Below are 19588 nucleotides of genomic sequence, written 5' to 3'. Positions count from 1 at the left end.
CGCCCAGTCCGAAGACCAGGCGGGGCCGCTCTCGTGTTTGCCCGGGGAGGGCTGGCACCGCACTGGGCGGGCGTTTGGATGTTTGGTTCAACTAGACATCTCGCAATCCGCCGGCGCGGTCCTCATCGACGAACAGCCGCTTGGAGATCTCGACCGTGCGGGCTACTCCTCCGCAGCCGAGAGTGATGTAGGCGGCGTCGGCGTCTAGGTCCACGTCTACGCGCATCAAGCATTCTCCCGCACTCCACTGGTGGGTCATGGCGAGTTATGAAGAGTTTGTGTGAGGTCCGGCAGGTTACCTAACCGGGCAAGCCCGGGGTTCTCCGCTCTTGCGTCCCAGCTTCCGCTGTCGCCGTGGCCTTCGGCGCTCAGTCGGGAACCGGACCCACGTCTCCGAGGGATCACCCGACGGGACCGAAGTCCGGTCTGGGGCCCTCAGCCTTGTTCACCGGCCCCTACGTCCGGCACAGAGTGTCCGGGACGCACTGCCCAGAGAGCAGTGCGTCCCGCCGCCCGCCGCTTTGTGCCGGTCGGGATGCTCCGCCGCGATCAGCGGTCCCAGACACCGGGTGGCCACGATTTCGCGCAGCAGAGACGGGTCGCTCAGATACTCGACTGGAAGGCGGCCACCTTGACGGCCGGGGCCTTGCCCTTGAGCCGCGCCACCATCTCGGCGTCTCCCACCTGCTCCGATCCGAGAGACTCAGACCGGTAGGGGATGCAGGAGACGAGTTCGTCTGCGGAGTTCATGCGGCGAGCCTAGCGGTCGTCGGACTTCTTGGCGTTGGGGACGACAGCGGTGACACCCATCCCTGCCAGTGCCGCCCCTAGGACGATGAACCATTCGCTGGGGGTGACGACGTTGTCGGCGACGGCGGTCGCGAGCGCGCCGCAGCCAGCGGTCAGGGCGGCAACGATCGCCTTAGCGTAGGAACCGATCTTCATGGTGACCCTCTTTCATGGGCCGGAAATGCAGAAAGCCCGCTCAATGGCGGGCTACGTGACCCGAAGGTCGTAGGTGCTGCGGCGTCTAGTCGGACTGGCGGGCGATGGCGGCATTGCCCCAGAAGACGGCCTGCTCCAGGTTGGTGATCGCCAGCGACTTCTCGCGGCCCTCGGGGCAGAGTTCGTTGATCGTCTCCGCCAGGTGACGAGCTTCGTCCCGGATGCGCTGGTAGAACTCGGGCTGGCCCGGCTTCGGGGAGTGGTAGGTGAACCGGTTGTTCAGGTCTTCGGGGGACATGGTTCTCCTAGGGGGTTCGGGAACTGGAAAGGATTGCTTTCAGGTTCAGAAGCCGGGCAGCAGGGCAAGCTGCTCGGACGGGAGCATGCCGCGCTTGATCAGCAGCAGGCGAAGCTGTTCAGCCCCGTACGCCACGACGTAGGTCGTCTGCACCTTGTTGCCGTTGGCGTTCTTGGGGTCCACGGGCTCGTCGTCGATCATGACCGCTCGGATTTGCTGGCCAGTGACGGGGAACGTGAAGAGTTCCACCGCGCTAACGTTGGACATGCGTGACTTCCATTCGGGTTTTGGAGGTTACGTCCGAGCCCCGGGCCGCCTGAAGGCCACGGGGCTCACTAACGCGAAAAGCCCCGACCGTTTGGTCAGGGCTCAGAGGCGGAAACCTTGCGGACATGCGCAAAGTTGCAGGTCGGGCTACTCGGCGGGCGTGAAGTCGAGGTAGTACGACGCGCCCGGGGAGAACTCCACGTCCGGGTTCGTCACCGTGATGGTGAGATTCCCGACGGGCGTGTACTTGGCGTACCGCTGGTTCTCCGGCACGCTGTCGTCGGCGACGGCGGTGAAGCGGTAGTTGCGCTGACCGTCAGGGGCGGTGCTGAAGCTTTCGACGGACACACAACGGAACTTGGCTCGGGTCATGGGATTCCTTTCGGTGAGTTCTCGCCCGTCGAGCGAGTGGTGCACGTGGAGCCAGCCGAACGAACCGTCAGGCCGCTCTACCGGTTGCGTGGTGGGACCGCACGGGCATTCGACGGTTAGGACGTGTTCGATCAGGTCGCCTACCGGGTGGACGTGGAGTTCATCCATTCGGCGTCAGGTGGCGCTCGGGGTCGGGCTCGGGCTCGCCGGGGGCAGGGTCGGCGAAGGGCTCACGGTCGGCGTCGGGGTGCCCGTGGGAGTCGGCGAGGGCACCGGGACGCTGATGCATCCGAACGTCCACGTGCTGGACGTCGCCGCCACCTTCGTGCACGTCTCCGTCTCATCGGACCGCTTGAAGACGATCCGGTTCGGCATCCACCCGGACAGGGTGATCAGCGTGACCTTGCTCGCCTTGCCGGAGCCTTTCGACGGGCACGCCCCGTACCGGGAATCGGCAAGGTTGCCCCGCTCCATCACCCAGAAGCCGCTCTTGGTGTGTTTCGGCACGCACGCGCCGAGAACCTTCGGCTCGGGGGCTGCGCTCGCAGCGGCGGCCGGTCCAAGCGCAAGCAGCGCCACGGCACCCGCGATCAGGATCTTCTTCACTCCGCGACCTCCAGTCGCACGGTCAGATTGCTGATCGCGGTTTCGATCCGCCGCACCACAGCGTCGGCGTCGACCGCCTCATCTCGGGACGCCAGCGCCTCGACCAGGGTTCGGATGGTGGCCTGTTGCGCGTCCAGGCGGGCTTCGATCCGCCGCAGGGCCGCGCTGTTGTCCTTGCTGTAGGCCCACGTCTGCCGGAAGGCCGTCTTCGGCTCGATCTTGTCGCCGTCCTTGAGGATGCCTTCCCTCACCGCCCACAAATCCTTGTTCAGGGTGTGGGTGAAACGCTCGTAGACGGCGTCTGCTACTTCCTTCGCTGACGGCATGTCGTCCTCCTCTTCGTACGGCGGGTTCCAAAAGCCTGCGATCACGGATGCGGACCTGACCCGCCGCTTGCAGGCGTCGCCCGTATTGGCCTCGATGGTGGCCACGCGGCCGTCAGACAGGACCTTCTCGATGATCCCGATGTGGTCGATCGCGCCGATCACGTTCGACATGCTCCAGTCGAAGAAGATCAGCGCGCCCGGCTTGGCGTACCGCTTGATGTTCTCCACGGTCCCGGCATGCCAGCGGCCGATGTCCTTACCGTCCTGGGCGTGCCACGGCGTGAACGCTCTGTCGCCTTCGGGCAGCACGGCGTCTTCGTTGCCGCTTTTCAGAGCCCAGATGGATACTGCCTGGTTACACCAAGGCGCGCGCAGGAACACGCTGCCGTTGCGTTCGGAGTAGGCGCGGGTGATCCTGTTCGGCCTGCCCGACAGCCCAAGGTCTTTGCGGGCGGCGGCAAGCATCGCCTTAGCGCTCACCCGTCACCATCTCCCCGGTAGATGCCGTCAGGATCGGGAGCGCCGTACAAGGCGGCCAGAACGGCATCTTCGTCGGGTTCGGTCGCATCCCAAGGCCGGGTGTCCACGCCTTCTTCGACGAGTTCGTGTTCATGCTTCTCGGTCACGCCCCTACCTCCCCCGGCTCGTGATGTCCGTGGCGTTCATCAGTGCGTATTTCGGCGAGGCGGGCCTGGAGTTCTTCGCAGCGTTCTTGCAGGCGGCCAAGACGGGCGAGGGTTCTGGTGAGGTCCTGTTCAAGTTCGTCGATCTTGCGGTCCCGCTCCCCTAACCGCTCATCCCTTTCGGCCAGGGCCTGCCGTAATCGTTCGTCCCTGTCGGCGAGAGCCTGCTCAAGCCGGGTGATGGTAGTCTCCGCCCGGTCCAAAGCGACCTGCAACGCGGCAACCGCCTTCTCCGCTCCGCCGATGAAAACGTTCTCCAACTCAACCGGCTGGCGTTCCTCGTCCAACTTCGCCTTGCGCAGGTCAACGCGTGTTTTCACCCACGCGGTGGCCATCCCTACCGACGTGGTGGCGAGCAAGGCGATAGCGGCGGGAGTGACCCACTCATCAGCCATCTGCGCTCCCCATGTGCTTACGGATGGTTTCCTCCAAACGGGCCAGCGCCCGCGCTCTTGCGACGCAGGCGGCGGCGAACACCAGGTAGAAAGAAGCCGGGTACAGGGCGCGCATGCCGGAGTGGGCGAGCGCGACACCGGCGTAAATGATCAGCGTCGCCGCGAGCGGCCACAACCCGGCGCGTTCAAGCCGCCAGCCGAGCACCAGCCGATCCGCGCGGGCCGACAGGACGATCCCGGCCACCACCGACACCCCGGCGGCGAGTTGCAGCACACCCCACGCCCGCACCACCAGAAGCGGCAACAACGCGTTGATGGACGTCGGCGACACCACTCCGAGGGCGGCGGCAGCGCCACCCAAGATCGCGATCAGGCCGAACAGAAGCTCGAAGGGATGCTCTGACAGGGTGCCCGGACCGGCCTTGTTCACGACGATCTCCAGGAGGGTGGAGTCGGATAGGTGTAGGCCGGTTTGGAGGCAGCGCAGAGCCAGCCCAGACCGGGATCGGGTGGATTACGGCAGGGAGCAGGCCGCGGAGTGGTGGATCAGGCGGGCGGGAGAAGCCGGTTCATGCCGAACGTCCTAGGCGGCTGGCCGCCGGCGCGGGCATGCCACTCGTCGCGGGCGCGGATCGCCTGCACTCGCCGCAGGTCCAGCGGCGCGGACGTCAGTACCTCAAGCGGGTCGGCCGGTGCGACGTCGTCTATGCCGAGCAGGTAGCGAGAGTCGAGTTCGCCGCCGCGGCTGCGGATCTCGTCGGCGGTATGTTCCAGGACCGCGCGCCGCCAGTCGAGTGCGCCTTGCCGGTCTTCGATCGGCGCCGACTCCACGGTTAGCAGGTGTGTTTTCGCCGCCTCGGTGCGGGCTAGGACGACTTCGCGGCGCTCCCGGTAGGGCATGCGCGGGTCTAGATGGTCCGGCAGATCGGCTACGGCCTTCTGGAGTGCGTCCAATGCGGGCTGCTGCCAGGCGAGCGTGTCCCACGGGTCGGGGATCTGCTGGTGGTGTAGCAGCGTGTCCACGAGAACGGGCATGTCGTCGTGGTCGAAATCGTAGGTCGCCGCGTAGTACTCCAGCAGGACGTGCGGGACGATCTCCCAGTGGTCGCCGTTACGTGGATCGCTTTCGTCTTCGCGGATCTGCGGGAAGTGCATACTGACACCCCACAGCGGGTGGGTGTCGTCCTGGGAGCGCAACAGGGCCGGGTGGATCCGGTCCGGCGCGCTGTACCGGGAGGTGTAGGAGGCTTGGGTTTCGTATATCTGGCCGATCAGCATGCCGCCTCCTAGTGCCGGGACGCGGCGATGTAGAGGGCGACCGATCCGGCTTTGGACCAGACAACGGTGACACCGCTGGTGGAGCTGGCCGAGATGGACCAGTAGAAGTCGGCTGCCGGGTTGCCGTGGCGGAGTCCGATCGACGGGCCGATGTTGGACGCCATGTTGGCCGGATAGTTGATGGTGCCGCTGGTGGCCGAACCGCCGATGGTGATGGAGCCCCACAGCAGGCCCGCCGTGGACGGCAGGGATCCGCCGACGTCGTTCCACTGGCCGATGTGCTGGCAGATGCTTGCGCCGAACTGGAAGTAGTTGTTCGTGCTGTAGCCGAAGCGGGCCTCGCTGGAGCCCCAGAAGGCGAACCCGCCCGAGCCGGATTCCATCGAGACTTCGTTGTAGGCGAGGGTAAGCCGCGAGGAGACGCCGCCGGAGGAGCCGGATTGCAGGACCAGGTTCGCGGTGCCGCCGCTGCCCGCCTGGGCGGAAATGCGGGTGGGGTTGGCCCCGGTCCCGTCCGGGTCGAGCCAGATCTCGGGGTTGGTCGCGCCGTCGGGGTTCATGGTGATCATGCGGTTGCCGACGCGGCCGACGATGAGCGGCCCGAATTCGACTTTGCCGTAGGGCTGCTTGCTGTTGATCGACGTGAACAGCCGTTGGATGTCCAGCCGCATCTTGCGCTGCTCATCCAGGAAGTCGTCCGGGTAGATCGGCACTAGACCTCCTCCTCGGCGAAGGTCAGAACGACGGTGTCTTGGTCTCCGTTGCGGGACGGGGTGGTGACGTCCATGCCGACCACACGCCACGACTTGGAGAAGCTGGGGAGTTTGTCCACGATCGGCCACCACGGGTTGACCAGGATCAGGCGGGCGTAGTCGCCGAGATCGCCGGGGTTGAAAGATGTCGTCTCGTCCAGCCGGACGGTGGCCTGATGGAAGCGGACGGCACCCGCCATGTGGGTGGCGTGCCAGCCCGCGTAGGCGTTCAGCGTGTCGACCAGCCTGACGGACGGGTAGTCGATCGTGGCGTCCAGTCCGGGCCAGCCCGCGTCCAGGTGCGGGGTGGCGAGGCCTGCCGCCAGGTCCGAGACGGTCGGCGCGGAGGTGTCGGTGACGTCCGGGTTGTCGGCCTCGCCGCGTGTCAGGTAGGAGGTCGCGCCCCGGGTCGAGTCGATCTCCTCCGACCAGGACGACACGTTTCCGGGCTGGGAGAAGACGTGGTTGCCGGTCAGGCTGCCGATGGTGGGGTGGCCCCAGACGAGTTCGTAGGAACGGACGCCCCCGGTCTCGCGCGTGTGGATCATCCATTCGAAGCCGTCGTCGACCTCGGACAGTTCCTTGATCCGCGCGCCGTAGGTGGCCACCTCAGACGCCAGATAGGTGCGATCCCTCGGCACTCCCGACGTTCCGGCTTGGACGGTCAGGCCGATGTCGTAGATCGGGTTGGACTGCATCGCGGACAGCAGTTCGCGGACGATCTGGATCTGGTCGACCTGCTCGAACTCGTGGTCGGCGCGGATCTCGACCCGCTCCAAGTACGACTCCAGAGACGCCCCGGTGATGGACACCGTGACCTTGTTGCCGTCGCCCGCCACCGACGCGGCGGAGATCAGGTAGGTGCCCCAGATGACGTTGTTGCGGTAGACGTGCACCACCGTGCGTCCCGGACCGGTGGTCAGGTCGTCCGGGTGGCGCGGGACGACCTTCGCCACCCGGTCCGCGATCGTCGAGTTGGTGATCGGGATCGTCGCGGAGAAGGTTCCCGGCTCACTGATCCGCCGCGTGTAGGTGACGTCCGACAGTTCGAGATCGGCGATGAAGTCGTCGGTGAGCAGGTCGCAGAAGCGGTAGCGATACCAGACGGGCACCCGATCGCCCCCGATCCGGTGACGTCACATGTAGGCGTCGTGGTACAAGATCTCGATGCCGTTCTGGCCGGCCGAGTCCACCGCGTAGGTGATCGTGTTGTCTCCCGGGTGGAGCGCCCACGCCTGCACCGGCAGACCGGCGATGGAGCGGGTGTGGTCGACGCTGCCGATGGTCACCGTTCCGCTGAAGCAGTCGATGTCCAGGCGTTCGCCAACCTCAAGCTGGATGTCGAAGGCGATCGTCAGCCCTGCCGTTTCGTTGGTGATCTGCGGCAGTTCGGCCGGTCCGGTGATGCGGATGACTGGCTGGGACTCGGTGTCGCCCACGTTTTCGAGCACTTCCGCCGACGTGGTGCCGACGATGCGTGAGTACCGTTGCAAGCTGTACCGGCGCGGGTCCGAGCACTCCCACCGGAGCGGGACGACCGCGAAGCCGCTGTAAAAGAAGCGGGGCGGGACGACGCGGCCGATGATCTGGCCGCGCGCGAGCAGGGTTTCCCCGCGCGTGCGGACCACCAGGTTGGGCTCTGTCGCGTCCGGCAGGACTCGTGCGGCGCGGCGGATCGCTTTGATGCGGTCCATGAACGTGTCGGTGTCGTCGGCGACCAGGATGGTGGCCGACACGTAGCGCTGCTGGCCGAACTTGCGGCCCGCGAACGCGCCGTGCGTCTGCGCCCGCAGAACGTTGCCCGAGTCGAGTTCGACCAGATCGTCCCAGCCTTCGACCGTGTCTTCGAGGATGATGTACGGCGGAGCCCCGAAGAGGATCTCCCCGGCGTACTCGATCTGGTAGTCCCCGGTCAGCAGGTCTCCGGGCAGGACCGGTACGGAGATTCCCGGTATGGGGATAGCCGCCTGTGTGGCCACCGTGGAGAGTGGGATCTCCGCGTTGAACTCGCCGGACACCGTAGGAGACGGCGCCGCTACCACTGCCGCTACCGTGGCGGGTGTCAGGCTGACGCTGGTGGAGATCGCCGGATCGGGCACGGCGGCGGTCGTGGCGACCGCGTCGAGCGCGATCTCCTCCACGCTGCCCGCAGTCACCGACGGGGCGGGAACGGACGCCGTCGCCGCGACGGTGGCCAGGCTGATCGTCGCGCCGAACGAAATCGTCGGAGTAGGGACGGCTACCGTCGCGGCGACAGTGGCCGGGTGCAGGGTTGAACCGGTGTGCAGGATCGGCGAGGGTATGGTCGTCGTCGCGGCGACGGTGGACGGGGTGATCTCGGCCGATACCGTCCCGGGGAGGAACAGGCGGCGGCGGCCCTGCCGCCACGCGATCGGCGGACCGTCCTCAAGGCTCGTACCGGAGCCGCCGGACAGGGTCTGGCCGTTGCCGGACAGGTCGACCGTGGTCCCCGGCCCGGCGAACGGATACCAAGCGGCAAGGTTGGCGGTCCGGGATGGGAGATAGGTCTGGCTCTCCCTGGCCAACTCGGCCTCGTTGAGAGCGGCTCCGACCCACAGTTTGACTGCGGCCAGGCAGCCGTTGAGCCACTCGTTGCCGAGCCCGGAATCGCCGAGTATCACATGGTCCAGGACGTACGCGGACGAGCTGGTCGATCCGCTGTTGACCGTGAAGCTGGTGGCGTTGTGGGCGCGAATGTAGAGGGATGCGCTGGTGCCGTTGCTGGTGGCGGCCAGGTAGTACCAGGTGCCTACGGTGAGGCTGGACGCGCCGACGGTGCTGCCGGGAGCGAAGATGTACACGGTGGTACCGTCGCTGTCGGTTTGCACGATGAAGCGCTCGCCCGGCGTACCCGACACGTCGAAGAAGGTGGAGAAGTCGTTGCGGTCCACCGAGATCTTGACCCAGCCCGCGATCGTGAACTGGCCCTGAGAGCCGAAGGTGGTGGTGCGTTCGTAGTTCTCGAAGAGGTTGTTGAACCTGACCGCCACAACTCACCCCCCGATCAGGTGTCGCTATAGGAGACCCGGATCATGGTCAAAGCGGCGTCGCTTAACATCGTGTCGGCGCCGTTGGTGCCGACCCGGCGGATCCGCAGCCAGCACTCATCGCCAGCGGCGACCGAATCCAGGTTGGACAGGGCGATCGTGGCCCGCATGACGCGTTTCGCCGTGGTCCCCAAATGGGTGTCGTCCACGGTTTGTTCCGTGGCCAGGGCTTTGGTTTCCACGTCGGTCGAGTCCGACTCCGGGGTGATCGCCGCTAGAGCGACACCCCACCTGACCACACCGGATGTCACGTCGATGGCGGTCCAGTCGATATCCACGGTCCAGTCGCCGGAGCCGTAGTCGACGGCTTCCAGATGCCAGAACGCGGACTCGTCGGCGTCGCCCGCGTAAAGCAGGCGGCCGACTGGAAAGTTGGTACCGACCGCCTTATCGAAAGGCGCGAAGCCGCTCGTGCCGATCTGCTGCGCCTCCTCCGGGAGGAGGACCTGCCGGACCGTCGCCATTCACCCTCCTGAATTTGGGCGTGAAAAAAGCCGCCTCGATGGGCGGCGCGTCAAGAACTGCCAGGTCAGGGCACGCAGTCGACGGTCAGCAGGCCGTTAGCGTGAATCGTCACAAGTAGCACTCCGTCACTAGTCGCGTACGCTGTGCCGAAGTCGATTCCGAGGATCAGGTTGTTTCCACCCAGCGCATCGGCGTAGATCTCTCCACCACGCACGCCGGTGAGCGTGGAGGAATCCCACTGGACGTTGTCGGAGTCCCACGTGAGAATTCCCGACGACGCCGAAAGCGCGGTACCGGTGACGACCTTTCCACCAGCGGTGTAGCCAGTACCGGAGATTTCGCCGGACGACGAGTACGCGCTGTCGGTCGTGTAGTTGGGCGTGACCGTGTTGTCGTAAAGCGCCAGCTTGTGGGTCTCCAGATCGAGATCCAAAGCCAACTGGGTGGTGTCCAGGACGTCCTGGAGAGTCACCACATACAGGCCGGAGCCGCCCCATGCCATCAGGCACCCCCCGCCTTGTTGGCCTTGCCTCTGGCGGTGACGACCGGGGCCGAGATGGAGACCACGTCGGAGTCGCCGTCGTCGTCGGAGCCGATCGCGGACAGGTCCGCGCCGAGCGCTTCCAGCCCCGCCCGCGTCTCGGCGACGAGTACTTCCAGGCGCGGGACCTCCTGCCGCATCACCTCCTGCGCGTCCCGTAGGCGCGCAAGGTGGGCTTCGTCGTCGTACTCCTTGTTCGCGATCGTCCGCTCGATGCGGGCGATGTCGCGCGGCAACTGCTTGAGGGCGGCTTCGCGGCGGAGCCACTGGCGGGTCGCGCGGAGAGCGAGAGCGGCGGCGTTCTTCTGCTCGCGCGCAACCGCGAGCGCTTCCGGGTCGCCGGAGTAGACCGCTTCCCGGACCGCCTCCTTGGCATCCCGGGAGGCTTGCCGCTGCGGTTCGCACGCCTCCAACAGCGCGATCTCGCCCTTGAGGCGTGCCAGATCTGCACTGGTCATCGCGTCACCTCCTGGGCGAAACGCACCCGGATGTGAGGGGCGAGGATGCGGACGTCCTGGCCTTCCCACCGCTCCCGGATCCGGTTGCCGAGTTGGTCTGTGGTGACCTTCACGGGTCGGCGGCGCGGGTCTCGGTGCTCGCGCACCTGATCGTGAGTGGCGTGGGTCCAGCCCTGCGGGCGGACCTGAACCGACCGGAGCCGCTCCAAGTCCGCCGCCGTGTAGGGCTCAATTCCGGGCATGCAGAAATCGCCTCCGGTTATGGCTAGAAGAAAGTGGCTTTGCGTCGCGGGCTGCGTTTAGGTCACAAACAGCCGCAAACCGGCCACAGGCCGCAGTTGGAACGTGGCAGGATGCCCACCGTTCTCGGGGCATCGCAAATTCAGGAGGAACCCATGGCCATTAGCCGGATTACGGCTTTCGTCATAGCCGCCCTACTGCTGACCGGCTGCGGTGCGGCATCCGTCACCAGCAGCGCAGACAAGCCAGCCGACAGCACGCAAACCGTCGCACCCGCCGCTGGGGAGAAGCCCGCCGAACCTGCCAAACCGGCTGGTGTCGGCGACATCATCACCCTCGCCGGGTCTGACGAGGCGCTCAAGATGGCCATCAAGGTGAGCAAGGTCATCAAGGCTGGTGAGTCCGCGAACGAAATGTTCGCCGCCAAAAGCGGCAACCGCCTCTACGGCATCCAGCTGACCCTGAAGAACGTCGGGACAGATGTCTACGACGACGCCCCCGGCAACGGGGCAAAGGTGATCGACGCCGAAGGCCAGGAATACGACGCATCCCTGTTCGGAGAGATTGCGAACGCGCAGAACATCGGCTCAACCACGATTTCGGTCGGCGACGTCCGGAAGGGATTCGTCGTGTTCGAGGTGCCCGCGAAAGCCAAGATCGTCAAGTTCCAGTTGGCTCTCAACTCTGGCTTCGCGGGTCACCACGGCGAGTGGCTTCTCTCCTAGACGCGTCAGCGAGGGCGACCCTCCCGCCCTCGCTGACTATCAGCGCCGCGCCTTCTTCCGCCAACTCAGCGCGTCCACGATCTGCTGCGGCGTCTGGCCCGCTTGGGTGATGTAGTCGCCTTCGATCGTGAGGCCGCCGTCACTGCCTTGCGTCCGGCTTGCAAGGTCGGCCCACTGCTGCTTGTTCAGAACCGGCTCCGGGCTTCCGGTCGCGTTGTAAGCCAGGTTCATTCCCGGCATCAGGTAGCCGCCGTCGTCGAACAGTTGCGGCGGGCGGCCCATCAGTTGGACGGAACGGGCGGCAACCTCCCGCACCGGCGTACCGGCGTGGGCGGCCTCGATGATCTTCCCGTTCCCGGAGTACATGAACACGTGCCCCGGATTGGGGAAGCCGAGGTCGCCCGGTAGCGGCGTGGTGACTGGCTTCACGAACTTCATCTGGTCCTGGGAGACGCGCGGGATGGATACCCCGGCAGCCTTCCACGCACCTTGAGTCAGGCCCGAGCAGTCCCACGCGTTCGGCCCGGTCGCGCCCCACTGGTATGGGTCGCCGATCTGCTGGCGGGCGAAGGTGACGGCTTGTGCGCCGTTGCCTTCTTTCTTGCCGAACAGGTCGATGACGCCCTTGACGATCGCGCGCGGGATACCGACGAGCAGTTTGCCCCACGCCGACCCGCCGACCGCCTGGACGGCGCGGTCCAGCAGCGGCATGAGCAGCTTCTCCGCGCCCGCCTTGACGCCGGACCCGAGGATGCCGAGCGCGGCATCGACGATGCCGCCGCCAGCGAATCCCCCAGCGAAGGGCGTACCTGGGTCCCCCGCGATGCCGAGGAAGCGCGCCACGCCGCCGACGCCGCCGCGACGGGCAGCCGAGTTGGCGCTGGTGACGTACTTCTCGCCGACCGCCTTGGTCCACTCCGGCCGCATGATGGCTTCTCCGCCGGAGACGGCGGCGAGACCCACGTCACGGCCGGGGGTGTAGCCCGGGTAAATACCACCCTTGGCGAATTTGACCGGGCTGAGTTCGCCAAGCCCGAGGAGTTTCGCCGCCGCATTCCACACCTTCACAATGCCGTTATTCCACACGGTATTGACGATGAATTCGACGGGCTTCTTAGCGACTTCCTTGACCTTGTTCCAAATGGACTCGATCAGGCCGACGCCCTTTTTGAAGCCGTCCGGGATCGTCTCGAAAATCATCTTGTACAGGAAATCGAAGGTCGGCTTGAGGATCTTGTCCCACACCGTTTTGATCGCCGAGCCGATGCCGTCCCAGGCAGGCTTCACCACGTTCTTCCACAACCAGGTCACGACCGGGCCGATGATCGTCTTGATTATCAACTCCCAGCCCTTGATCGCGGGCTGGATGACCTTCTCCCAAGCGAACTTGACGATCGCGCCGATGGTCTCGAAGGCAGGCTTCACCACGTTCTTCCACAACCAGGTGACCGCCGGGCCGACAACGTTCTTCATGATCAGCTGCCAGCCCAGGAAAGCCGGTTGGAGAATGTTCTCCCACACCCACTTCAGCGCCGCGCCGATGCCGTCAAAGGCAGGCTTCAACACGTTCTGCCACAGCCAGGTCGCAGCCGGGGCCAAGACGTTCTGCCACAGCCAGACCATGCCGTCCCAGATGGGCTTGAGCACGTTTTCCCAGACGAATTGGACGGCCGTGCCGATGGCTTTCCAGGCGGTGGTTATGACGTTCCGGAATGTCTCATTCGTCTGCCACAGGTAGACGATCGCGCTGACCAAAAGCCCGACGAGCATGATGATCCGCCCGATCGGGTTGTTGTTCAGGGCCACGTTCAGGATGACCTGCGCGACCGCCCACGCCTTGACGCCGATTACGACCGCGCCGATGACCGACGCGATCAGTTGGATCAGCGCGGGATCCAGTTTGGCGATCAAGGAGGCGAGGCCGGAAAGCCCGGCCAGCGCCACCTTTCCCAGAGGTGCGACGCCCTCCACCAGTCGGCCTATGGCCGAGGCGACGTTCTTGATCAGCTCCCAGACCTTGGGGGCGTTTTCGCGGACGAAGGAGATGAACTTCTGGAAGCCTTCCGACTTGCCCAGGTTCTTGCCGAAGGTGGCGAACTCGGATGTGGCCGTCTCGATGCCGCCGACGATCTCGCCTGTGAACGGCAGGAACGCCTTCACGATCCCGGCAACGCCGGTCGCGACGTTCCCGAAAGACTTGCCCAGGCCAGTGATGGCGGTGGGCGCAGCGACGGACAACTGGGCGAAGAAGTCCGTCCAGAACTTGCCGCCGAGCGCCTTCGCCGCCGAATCTTCCAGCCCGGCGAGAGCCTTCGCGCTGCCTTCGATGAGCGGCTTCAGTGGGACGAACAGCTTCTCGACGACTTTGAGCGCGCCGGTCATCGCCGGTAGCACGGCAGGCTCTAGCGACTCCTGCCATTCCTTGTAGGCGTCCTTGAAATCCCGGATCGCCAGCGCGGCGGTCTGGGCTGCTGGCGACAGGTCCTTGAAAAGCTTGTCGGCCTTGCCCGCGGGGCTTGCGGCTGCCGCCTGCGCGGCAGAGTCCTTGGCCTGCTGCTTGCGCAGCTTCTCCTGAAGATCGGCGATCTTCTGCTGATTCTCCAGCGCCTTGATGGCCTGCTTAGCGTCGCCGACACGGCCTTGCGCGTCCTTGGCGGCCTTGCGTGCGTCCTTGATCCGCTGGGCTGCGTCCTCTGCCGCCTTGGCCTCGTCGGCGTGGGCCTTGCTTAGTTCGGCCTGCTGGTCGAGAACCCGCTGATTCGCCGCCTGGACGGCGTCCTTGGCTGCGACGACACGGTCAGAGCCTTCGACGCCCTTCTGGTCGGCTTCGGCCTGCTCCTGCTTGAGCCGCTCAATCTGCGTGGTCAGGTCCTCGACCCGCAGCTTCGCCCGCTCGTAGGCGATCTCGGCGCGTTCGATGTCCTCGGCGTTGCCGCCCTTGCGGGCTTTGGCGAGATCTCTCTCGGCGTCCTTGACGTCGAGAGTGGCGTCCCGCAGATCGAGCTGGCTGCCTTCCAGTCGGGATCCGAGATCTTCAAGATCGCGCGTGGCTTCGCGGCGGGCGTCGTTCAACGCCTCCTGCGCCTTGAGCGCAGACCGCTGCGCATCTACTAGGGACCGCTCGGCCCGGCTGACCCGCTCCGCCGCCGCAGCCTGAGCTGATGACGCGGCGGCGATAGCCGACCTGAGCCGCTGCTGGGCCGAGGCCACGCCGGCGAGCGCGTCCTTGACCCGGTCCTGGGCGGCGCGCATCTGGTCGGCGGCGCCCGCCTGCTGCAAGGTGGCAATCTGGGCCCGAATCTGCGCGGCGGCGGCAGACTCGACCGCCGCCCCGACAGCCTTCGTTGCCTGCTCCGCAGCCTTGTTGGCCTCGGAGATCCGCCCCAGGCTCGGCACCGCGACGGCCGCGAGTCCGGCGAAGCCCACCCCCGCCGCAGCCGCTGCGGCGCCGAGAGCGCCAACACCCAGCGCGGCAGTCGCGGCCACGGGAATGGCGGCAAGAGCAGCCGTTACCGCACCGATGGCCAGCAGAGCACCGGAGACGTCGACGTCGACTCTGGCCCTGGCGGTTCGACCGTCCAGGCGGGACAGTTCGGCGTCCGCCAACCCCAACCGGGAGAGCGCGCCCGCCGTGTCGGCATCGACGTTGATCTCGGCCCGGCGACCATCAAGGCGGGACGCCGCTGTGTCGACCGAGTCCAGCAGCGCGACCGCACCAGAGGCGTCGGCCGACACCTGGATTTCGGCGCGGCGGCCGGAGATCTGCTGGATCTGCCGCTGAAGGCCGGTGACCTGGGCGAGCGCAGTCGTGGTGTCGGCGCGCACGTCGACCTTGGCCGACTTGATCGACGACTCGATGCCGCGCTGGATCTCCCGGCCGATGTCCCGCCCGACGTTGAAGGCCCCGCCGAGAACCTGCTTCCGCAGGTCCTTGATGAAGCCGTCTGCGGCCGGGACGACCGGGACCACGACTTCGCCAGCCTGGAACTCGGCCACCGCTTCACCTCCGGACGGGGGCTAGGCGGGTGGCGGGTCCAACTGCGTTCGAGTGGCCTTGCCGGGCGGGGTGGAGACCCAGGTTCCGGACAGGGTGCCGCCGTTGATGCGGTCGAAGATGGCCTGTGCGCGTGCTTCGGCCTGCCGTGCGGTGAGTTTCGGCTTCCTGCCCTTGGGCTGAACACCAGGCCGCGGCATCGGCTCGGGCGGTTTGCCTTTGCCGCCGTTGACGCGGATCAGCGCCCATTCCAGGTGCCGGATAGCGTCATGGACGCGGGCGAGCAGCATCTCTTCCTGCGACCACTGGCCTTCAGACGGGTCCGCTGCCTTGCCTGCGGCTTCCAGCTCCGTGCCCGACATCGAGTTGCGCATCGCCGTCTTGGTGGCGGACTCCATCGGCAGGTTGCGGATGAGCACGCCGAGCAGCCGCCACGTAAGCCGCGAAGGGCCACCACCGGGCTTGAACAGATCCCGCAGGTCCACGCCGCCTTGGACGTGAAACCGCAGGTCGGCCTCTACCGCCTCCGGGAACTCCTTGAGGAGCGCCTGGAGGCCCTGGATTCCCCCGGCGAGGTGCCGTAGTGCTTGCGGCAGGCTTCCAGCAGATCGCCGATCTGCTTGTTGGTGAGTTTGATCGCGGAGAAGCGTTCCCAGTCGTCGGCGTCCATGATCTCCTGGACGAACGCCTGAAGGCCGCCGTCTCCGGTGATGTTGCCGGTGACCTGCCAGTCGGCGTCTTCGGGGGGCTGCATGGTGAAGAACTCGCCGTCAATATCGAAGACGAACGGCTCTTCGTGGGCCTCGTGCTGGACGGCGGTGAGGGAGAAATGGGAGACGGGAGAACCATCTTCGGTGATGAGTTTCGGGGAGGTGGCCATTAGGAGAGGTATGCCTCAACTTCCGGGGCGAAATAGGAATGGTAGACGAGGTTGTTCGCCGAGTCCGGGTAGGTGGAGATCGTCCACTGGTAGCCCGTCATCTCGGTCTGCTGGTACGTCACTTCGCTTCTCTCCGTGATCTCCCCTTCAGGCACGTAGAAGCGCTCCCAGACCGCCCCGTCATAGACGTCGAAGATGAAAGCCCGCCGGTCAGGGCTCTGCGACGCAGACTCCGCGTAGGTGACGATGCCGTCCACGTCGGGGACGAGAGTGGCGACGTCCAGGCGGTTCTGCAAGGCGCGGACGATGGGCCGGTTCGTCTCCCAGGCCGTGAACTGGAACGTCCGGATCGACGACGACACGACCGTGCGGAACGGCGAGGACAGGCCCCACGGGGTGAAGGTCTGTGTGTCCTCCTCCACGCCGTTAGTCAGGCCCTCCTCGGAGATCGCTCCGATGGCCAGGAACGGCGCAGCCGGCACCGCTTCGGGGTCGGCGGGCTGGGCGGTGCCAACAGGCCCGGCCCATGCGCCGCCATTACTGCCGACGACCGCGAGATCGGCGGCGCGAATGATGTTGACCATGGTGAGCTCCTTCAAGCCGCTTTGGTCGTGGGCATGCGAAAGCCCCCGGCCAGACGGCGCGGGGGCTGGTGAAGTCAGTGGTCAGGCGGGGTGGACGGCGAACTCGTTGTTCGCCTCGTACCGGCGCATGTTCGGGTTGTCGTAGGGCACCGAATGCGGCGCGGTCGACGTGCGGATGTACGACACCACGGCGTCGCCGTACCGCTGGCCCTTCAGGTCCCGGTGTAGAAGGACCTGGATTTGGATGGCCAGCGCCGCAGCGGCGGGGCCGGTAGCGGCGAAGACGCCGATATCCACCGAAGGGCGGTCGATCCGGAACCCGTCATACGGTCCGGTGACGCGGCGGACGAGAATCCAGAGCAGTCGCGCGTCAAGGTCGGCCGGAGTCTCAGTCGAGGCGGTGACGTCCTCGATGTTGTCTTCAAGCCAGGCGATGAGCAGCGCTTCGATGTCGATCATTCGGCACCTGCCGCTTTGCCCATCACCCGGTAGCGGGGCGTCTTGGACGTGCCCCACTCCACGTAGGCGGCGTGGGGTGAGTCGTTGATGACCTTGGCGATGGCGCGGGTCGTCTTGCCCTTCCGGATCGACCCTTCGACCTTGAAGGACTGCTTGTAGTCGCCGGTCTCGACCGGGCTGCCGCTGATCGCCCGCTGCTTGACGCGTTCGGCGCGGGCTTCCATGGCCCGCTGCATCTGCGGCGAGGCGAGGATCTGGCCGATGCCTTTGTAGTTGCCGCGGAATTTGGCACGCTTTGCTCCGGCCATCGCGACCTCCTAGCCCGTGACGCGCTCCAGCCGGATCTCGACTCCGGCGCGGGTGGACGTGAACGGGCTTGACCAGCTGCTCGGTACGCCGGTCACCCGGTAGATGAAGCCGCGGACCCGCGCGCGGTCGGTGAAGCGGACATCGGTTCCGTAGGGCAGGAGAGCTGACAGGCTGTCGCTCGTCTGGTCCTGGCCTTGGATCTCTTCGGTGCTCCCGGTTGGCCAGACGGCTACGTGGTCAACGTCGATCTCTGTGTCGGCTCCGGGTACGTCGTTGCCGTGGGAGTCGCGCGTGGGCGTTCCCGGACGCAAGATGACGATGGTTTCGCCGATCACTTGAGCGCCTCGATCGCCTCGCACCAGCGGGCCAGGTCCTCACTCGGGTCCAACTCCTTGGACCTGAGCAACGCCCGTTCGGACGCGGCCTGCCATTCGGCGGGATCCTCCAAAGCGCGGAGCATGGCAACCCATCCGGCCTGGTCCTCCCGATCTACGAAGATGCCGCCATCGGCGAGAGACTCGGCCAGCCCAGGCGTCTGGTGCGCGATCACCGGGATGCCGCTGGCCATGGCCTCGACGCCGGTTCGGCCCCACGACTCATAGACGCTGGGCATAAGCAGGACCTTGGTCCGCGCGTAGACGAGTTCGGCCATCCGGTCGCCGGGGACGTGCTGCAGAACCTCAACGTTCGGCAGGTCCTTGACCACCTGATCGCCGTACGCGCCAAGAACGCCCAGGAATCGACGATCGGGTATCGCTTCGGCCAGTCGCCAGAACAGCCCGCCGCCCTTGGGGTCGTACAGGTTGATCAGGGTGATGGCGTCGCCCGGCGCGGTCCGGTAGTCGTCGGCGTGAACCGGTGGGCGGACGACCAGTTCGCGGGCGGGCGAATGCTTGGGTGTGTTCGCGGCGAACCAGACCGCCGCGGCTTCCCGCATCCACTGCGAGTTGTAGACGGCCAGGGCCGTGGTGCCGCCAGCGATGGCGCGGAACGTCGGCTCGAAGGTGTTGTGCGCAAGGACGACGAACGGTCGGCCCCACCCGCGCGCGAGCGCGCCCGCGGACTGGACGTTCTCCAGATGCGAGATCACGGCGGCGGCGTTCTTGACCGCCGTTGCGTAGTCGAGCCGCGCCGCCGCTGGAATGATCTGTACGCCGTCGAGTTCGTATGGGATGCGTTTGCCGTTGTAGACGCTCAGCCAGACCTGCACGTCGTGGCCGCGCTCGGCGAGAGCCGAGAGCATTGCCGACGCCATCATCTCCGCGCCGGCGTTGTGGACCGGCGGAAAGGCGTGGAGTCTCGCGACGATCCGCATCAGTACGTCCTTGTCGTGATCGTCCCGGCCTTGGGCCGGTAGCGGTCCAGGTCCTTGCGTTCATCCGCGCTCATCGACACGGCTGTACCGACGCCCGCCGATTCCAGCCGGTAGCTGTACGGGCCGATGGACTCGGATGTGACCCCGCCGACCAGAGTCGGTGCGGTCAGGCAGCGCAGCACCATCGAGCAGACGATCCGGACCACGTCATCTGGTGTCTGCTCGTAGCCGCTGGTGTAGGTGACGCGGAACGTGGACGGCCAGCCGGATTCGTCGTCGAACCAGCGTTCGGGCAGGTTGATGACCATGTTGCCGGACCCGAGTTTGATCAGGTCCGTGCCGTCCCACCACCAGTCCACCAAGGTCACGTCTGGTGTGCCGTTGTAGCCGATGGCGACAACCTGGGCCACCGCCGTGACCGGCCGTTGAGGCAGTCGGAGTAGCCCGCCCTGGGATCGCAAGGTCTGCGTCTGGGTGGCCGCGGTGAACTGCTGTCTGGTGTAGGAGCGGACCATGCCCGACGCGTCGTCGAGCAGGGCGGGCGCGCGGGCCGATTGGTCCGCCGTCAAGCTCCCGATGCGGGCGACCAGATCGGCCTCTGTGGCGAGTGTGGCCAAGACGACCCCCA

At 66.2% G+C, this 19588-nt stretch carries 29 protein-coding genes; 1 reads left to right on the top strand and 28 read right to left on the bottom strand.

Features of this window, described 5'->3' with window-relative positions; translation table 11 throughout:
* Window positions 1-91 precede the first annotated feature (91 nt).
* From ABGB08_RS15310 to ABGB08_RS15220, 19 genes are all read right to left on the bottom strand, one after another.
* Window positions 92-226 (bottom strand): hypothetical protein, encoded by a 135-nt coding sequence (locus ABGB08_RS15310; protein ID WP_347590667.1) that lies wholly within the window; start codon window positions 224-226, stop codon window positions 92-94.
* A 377-nt stretch (window positions 227-603) separates the two neighbouring features.
* Complete coding sequence (locus ABGB08_RS15305) at window positions 604-750, bottom strand: hypothetical protein (protein ID WP_347590665.1); 147 nt, start codon at window positions 748-750, stop codon at window positions 604-606.
* A 9-nt stretch (window positions 751-759) separates the two neighbouring features.
* On the bottom strand, window positions 760-945 hold the full coding sequence (locus ABGB08_RS15300; protein WP_347590663.1) for a hypothetical protein: 186 nt from the start codon (window positions 943-945) through the stop codon (window positions 760-762).
* Window positions 946-1030: 85 nt separating this feature from the next.
* On the bottom strand, window positions 1031-1243 hold the full coding sequence (locus ABGB08_RS15295) for a hypothetical protein (RefSeq protein WP_347590661.1): 213 nt from the start codon (window positions 1241-1243) through the stop codon (window positions 1031-1033).
* A gap of 45 nt (window positions 1244-1288) precedes the next feature.
* The gene (locus ABGB08_RS15290) at window positions 1289-1510 is read right to left on the bottom strand and encodes a hypothetical protein (protein WP_347590659.1); all 222 of its coding nucleotides are present in this window, start codon (window positions 1508-1510) and stop codon (window positions 1289-1291) included.
* 147 nt (window positions 1511-1657) lie between these two features.
* Entirely contained in the window at window positions 1658-1858 is a 201-nt protein-coding gene (locus ABGB08_RS15285) for a hypothetical protein (RefSeq protein ID WP_347590657.1), read from the bottom strand.
* Window positions 1859-2056: 198 nt separating this feature from the next.
* Complete coding sequence (locus ABGB08_RS15280) at window positions 2057-2488, bottom strand: hypothetical protein (RefSeq protein WP_347590655.1); 432 nt, start codon at window positions 2486-2488, stop codon at window positions 2057-2059.
* Complete coding sequence (locus ABGB08_RS15275) at window positions 2485-3294, bottom strand: CHAP domain-containing protein (protein WP_347590653.1); 810 nt, start codon at window positions 3292-3294, stop codon at window positions 2485-2487. Before ABGB08_RS15275 ends, ABGB08_RS15280 begins: the two co-directional genes overlap by 4 nt.
* The gene (locus ABGB08_RS15270) at window positions 3291-3440 is read right to left on the bottom strand and encodes a hypothetical protein (protein ID WP_347590651.1); all 150 of its coding nucleotides are present in this window, start codon (window positions 3438-3440) and stop codon (window positions 3291-3293) included. The genes ABGB08_RS15275 and ABGB08_RS15270 overlap by 4 nt, the downstream gene beginning before the upstream one ends.
* Window positions 3437-3892 (bottom strand): hypothetical protein, encoded by a 456-nt coding sequence (locus ABGB08_RS15265; RefSeq protein ID WP_347590649.1) that lies wholly within the window; start codon window positions 3890-3892, stop codon window positions 3437-3439. Before ABGB08_RS15265 ends, ABGB08_RS15270 begins: the two co-directional genes overlap by 4 nt.
* Window positions 3885-4322 (bottom strand): hypothetical protein, encoded by a 438-nt coding sequence (locus ABGB08_RS15260; RefSeq protein WP_347590647.1) that lies wholly within the window; start codon window positions 4320-4322, stop codon window positions 3885-3887. The genes ABGB08_RS15265 and ABGB08_RS15260 overlap by 8 nt, the downstream gene beginning before the upstream one ends.
* 116 nt (window positions 4323-4438) lie before the next feature.
* Window positions 4439-5170: a hypothetical protein gene (locus ABGB08_RS15255; protein ID WP_347590645.1), complete on the bottom strand. Its 732-nt coding sequence runs from the start codon at window positions 5168-5170 to the stop codon at window positions 4439-4441.
* An 8-nt stretch (window positions 5171-5178) separates the two neighbouring features.
* Window positions 5179-5883 carry a hypothetical protein gene (locus ABGB08_RS15250; protein WP_347590643.1) on the bottom strand — a complete coding sequence of 235 codons (705 nt, stop codon included), beginning with the start codon at window positions 5881-5883 and terminating at the stop codon, window positions 5179-5181.
* Entirely contained in the window at window positions 5883-7034 is a 1152-nt protein-coding gene (locus ABGB08_RS15245; protein WP_347590641.1) for a hypothetical protein, read from the bottom strand. Before ABGB08_RS15245 ends, ABGB08_RS15250 begins: the two co-directional genes overlap by 1 nt.
* A gap of 24 nt (window positions 7035-7058) precedes the next feature.
* The gene (locus tag ABGB08_RS15240) at window positions 7059-8933 is read right to left on the bottom strand and encodes a LamG-like jellyroll fold domain-containing protein (RefSeq protein WP_347590639.1); all 1875 of its coding nucleotides are present in this window, start codon (window positions 8931-8933) and stop codon (window positions 7059-7061) included.
* Between the two features lie 14 nt (window positions 8934-8947).
* A complete protein-coding gene (locus tag ABGB08_RS15235) occupies window positions 8948-9454 on the bottom strand; it encodes a hypothetical protein (protein WP_347590637.1) in 507 nt (168 codons plus the stop codon).
* Window positions 9455-9519: 65 nt separating this feature from the next.
* Entirely contained in the window at window positions 9520-9957 is a 438-nt protein-coding gene (locus tag ABGB08_RS15230) for a hypothetical protein (protein ID WP_347590635.1), read from the bottom strand.
* Window positions 9957-10454 carry a hypothetical protein gene (locus ABGB08_RS15225; protein ID WP_347590633.1) on the bottom strand — a complete coding sequence of 166 codons (498 nt, stop codon included), beginning with the start codon at window positions 10452-10454 and terminating at the stop codon, window positions 9957-9959. Before ABGB08_RS15225 ends, ABGB08_RS15230 begins: the two co-directional genes overlap by 1 nt.
* Window positions 10451-10696: a hypothetical protein gene (locus ABGB08_RS15220; protein WP_347590631.1), complete on the bottom strand. Its 246-nt coding sequence runs from the start codon at window positions 10694-10696 to the stop codon at window positions 10451-10453. The genes ABGB08_RS15225 and ABGB08_RS15220 overlap by 4 nt, the downstream gene beginning before the upstream one ends.
* A gap of 111 nt (window positions 10697-10807) precedes the next feature.
* On the opposite strand from ABGB08_RS15220, the gene ABGB08_RS15215 reads away from it, so the two are divergent.
* Window positions 10808-11419, top strand: a complete 612-nt coding sequence (locus tag ABGB08_RS15215) for a DUF4352 domain-containing protein (protein WP_347590629.1) — start codon at window positions 10808-10810, stop codon at window positions 11417-11419.
* A 39-nt stretch (window positions 11420-11458) separates the two neighbouring features.
* Here the strand turns inward: ABGB08_RS15215 and ABGB08_RS15210 are convergent, their stop codons facing one another.
* The 9 genes from ABGB08_RS15210 to ABGB08_RS15170 all read right to left on the bottom strand — a co-directional run bounded on the left by ABGB08_RS15210 (window position 11459) and on the right by ABGB08_RS15170 (window position 19577).
* Entirely contained in the window at window positions 11459-15415 is a 3957-nt protein-coding gene (locus tag ABGB08_RS15210; protein ID WP_347590627.1) for an NlpC/P60 family protein, read from the bottom strand.
* Between the two features lie 21 nt (window positions 15416-15436).
* Window positions 15437-15898: a hypothetical protein gene (locus ABGB08_RS15205; protein WP_347590625.1), complete on the bottom strand. Its 462-nt coding sequence runs from the start codon at window positions 15896-15898 to the stop codon at window positions 15437-15439.
* 32 nt (window positions 15899-15930) lie between these two features.
* Window positions 15931-16293 carry a hypothetical protein gene (locus ABGB08_RS15200; RefSeq protein WP_347590623.1) on the bottom strand — a complete coding sequence of 121 codons (363 nt, stop codon included), beginning with the start codon at window positions 16291-16293 and terminating at the stop codon, window positions 15931-15933.
* On the bottom strand, window positions 16293-16877 hold the full coding sequence (locus tag ABGB08_RS15195) for a hypothetical protein (protein WP_347590621.1): 585 nt from the start codon (window positions 16875-16877) through the stop codon (window positions 16293-16295). Before ABGB08_RS15195 ends, ABGB08_RS15200 begins: the two co-directional genes overlap by 1 nt.
* An 81-nt stretch (window positions 16878-16958) precedes the next feature.
* Window positions 16959-17336 (bottom strand): hypothetical protein, encoded by a 378-nt coding sequence (locus ABGB08_RS15190; RefSeq protein WP_347590619.1) that lies wholly within the window; start codon window positions 17334-17336, stop codon window positions 16959-16961.
* Complete coding sequence (locus ABGB08_RS15185) at window positions 17333-17644, bottom strand: HK97 gp10 family phage protein (RefSeq protein ID WP_347590617.1); 312 nt, start codon at window positions 17642-17644, stop codon at window positions 17333-17335. The genes ABGB08_RS15190 and ABGB08_RS15185 overlap by 4 nt, the downstream gene beginning before the upstream one ends.
* A gap of 9 nt (window positions 17645-17653) precedes the next feature.
* Window positions 17654-17980: a hypothetical protein gene (locus ABGB08_RS15180; RefSeq protein ID WP_347590615.1), complete on the bottom strand. Its 327-nt coding sequence runs from the start codon at window positions 17978-17980 to the stop codon at window positions 17654-17656.
* On the bottom strand, window positions 17977-18960 hold the full coding sequence (locus ABGB08_RS15175; RefSeq protein WP_347590613.1) for a glycosyltransferase family 4 protein: 984 nt from the start codon (window positions 18958-18960) through the stop codon (window positions 17977-17979). Before ABGB08_RS15175 ends, ABGB08_RS15180 begins: the two co-directional genes overlap by 4 nt.
* Window positions 18960-19577: a hypothetical protein gene (locus ABGB08_RS15170; protein ID WP_347590611.1), complete on the bottom strand. Its 618-nt coding sequence runs from the start codon at window positions 19575-19577 to the stop codon at window positions 18960-18962. Before ABGB08_RS15170 ends, ABGB08_RS15175 begins: the two co-directional genes overlap by 1 nt.
* Window positions 19578-19588: the final 11 nt, after the last annotated feature.

Origin of the sequence: Acrocarpospora sp. B8E8, from assembly GCF_039871605.1 — a bacterium.
Taxonomy (GTDB): domain Bacteria; phylum Actinomycetota; class Actinomycetes; order Streptosporangiales; family Streptosporangiaceae; genus Acrocarpospora; species Acrocarpospora macrocephala.
Note: the sequence above shows the minus strand (reverse complement) of the source record. Positions and strands in the feature narration are given on the sequence as shown.

Excerpts from the sequence above, each read along its gene's own strand:
- ABGB08_RS15310 (WP_347590667.1), bottom strand. The coding sequence starts at position 226 with ATGCGCGTAGACGTGGACCTAGACGCCGACGCCGCCTACATCACTCTC.
- ABGB08_RS15305 (WP_347590665.1), bottom strand. The coding sequence starts at position 750 with ATGAACTCCGCAGACGAACTCGTCTCCTGCATCCCCTACCGGTCTGAG.
- ABGB08_RS15300 (WP_347590663.1), bottom strand. The coding sequence starts at position 945 with ATGAAGATCGGTTCCTACGCTAAGGCGATCGTTGCCGCCCTGACCGCT.
- ABGB08_RS15295 (WP_347590661.1), bottom strand. The coding sequence starts at position 1,243 with ATGTCCCCCGAAGACCTGAACAACCGGTTCACCTACCACTCCCCGAAG.
- ABGB08_RS15290 (WP_347590659.1), bottom strand. The coding sequence starts at position 1,510 with ATGTCCAACGTTAGCGCGGTGGAACTCTTCACGTTCCCCGTCACTGGC.
- ABGB08_RS15265 (WP_347590649.1), bottom strand. The coding sequence starts at position 3,892 with ATGGCTGATGAGTGGGTCACTCCCGCCGCTATCGCCTTGCTCGCCACC.
- ABGB08_RS15255 (WP_347590645.1), bottom strand. The coding sequence starts at position 5,170 with ATGCTGATCGGCCAGATATACGAAACCCAAGCCTCCTACACCTCCCGG.
- ABGB08_RS15235 (WP_347590637.1), bottom strand. The coding sequence starts at position 9,454 with ATGGCGACGGTCCGGCAGGTCCTCCTCCCGGAGGAGGCGCAGCAGATC.
- ABGB08_RS15230 (WP_347590635.1), bottom strand. The coding sequence starts at position 9,957 with ATGGCATGGGGCGGCTCCGGCCTGTATGTGGTGACTCTCCAGGACGTC.
- ABGB08_RS15225 (WP_347590633.1), bottom strand. The coding sequence starts at position 10,454 with ATGACCAGTGCAGATCTGGCACGCCTCAAGGGCGAGATCGCGCTGTTG.
- ABGB08_RS15220 (WP_347590631.1), bottom strand. The coding sequence starts at position 10,696 with ATGCCCGGAATTGAGCCCTACACGGCGGCGGACTTGGAGCGGCTCCGG.
- ABGB08_RS15215 (WP_347590629.1), top strand. The coding sequence starts at position 10,808 with ATGCCCACCGTTCTCGGGGCATCGCAAATTCAGGAGGAACCCATGGCC.
- ABGB08_RS15200 (WP_347590623.1), bottom strand. The coding sequence starts at position 16,293 with ATGGCCACCTCCCCGAAACTCATCACCGAAGATGGTTCTCCCGTCTCC.
- ABGB08_RS15195 (WP_347590621.1), bottom strand. The coding sequence starts at position 16,877 with ATGGTCAACATCATTCGCGCCGCCGATCTCGCGGTCGTCGGCAGTAAT.
- ABGB08_RS15190 (WP_347590619.1), bottom strand. The coding sequence starts at position 17,336 with ATGATCGACATCGAAGCGCTGCTCATCGCCTGGCTTGAAGACAACATC.
- ABGB08_RS15185 (WP_347590617.1), bottom strand. The coding sequence starts at position 17,644 with ATGGCCGGAGCAAAGCGTGCCAAATTCCGCGGCAACTACAAAGGCATC.
- ABGB08_RS15175 (WP_347590613.1), bottom strand. The coding sequence starts at position 18,960 with ATGCGGATCGTCGCGAGACTCCACGCCTTTCCGCCGGTCCACAACGCC.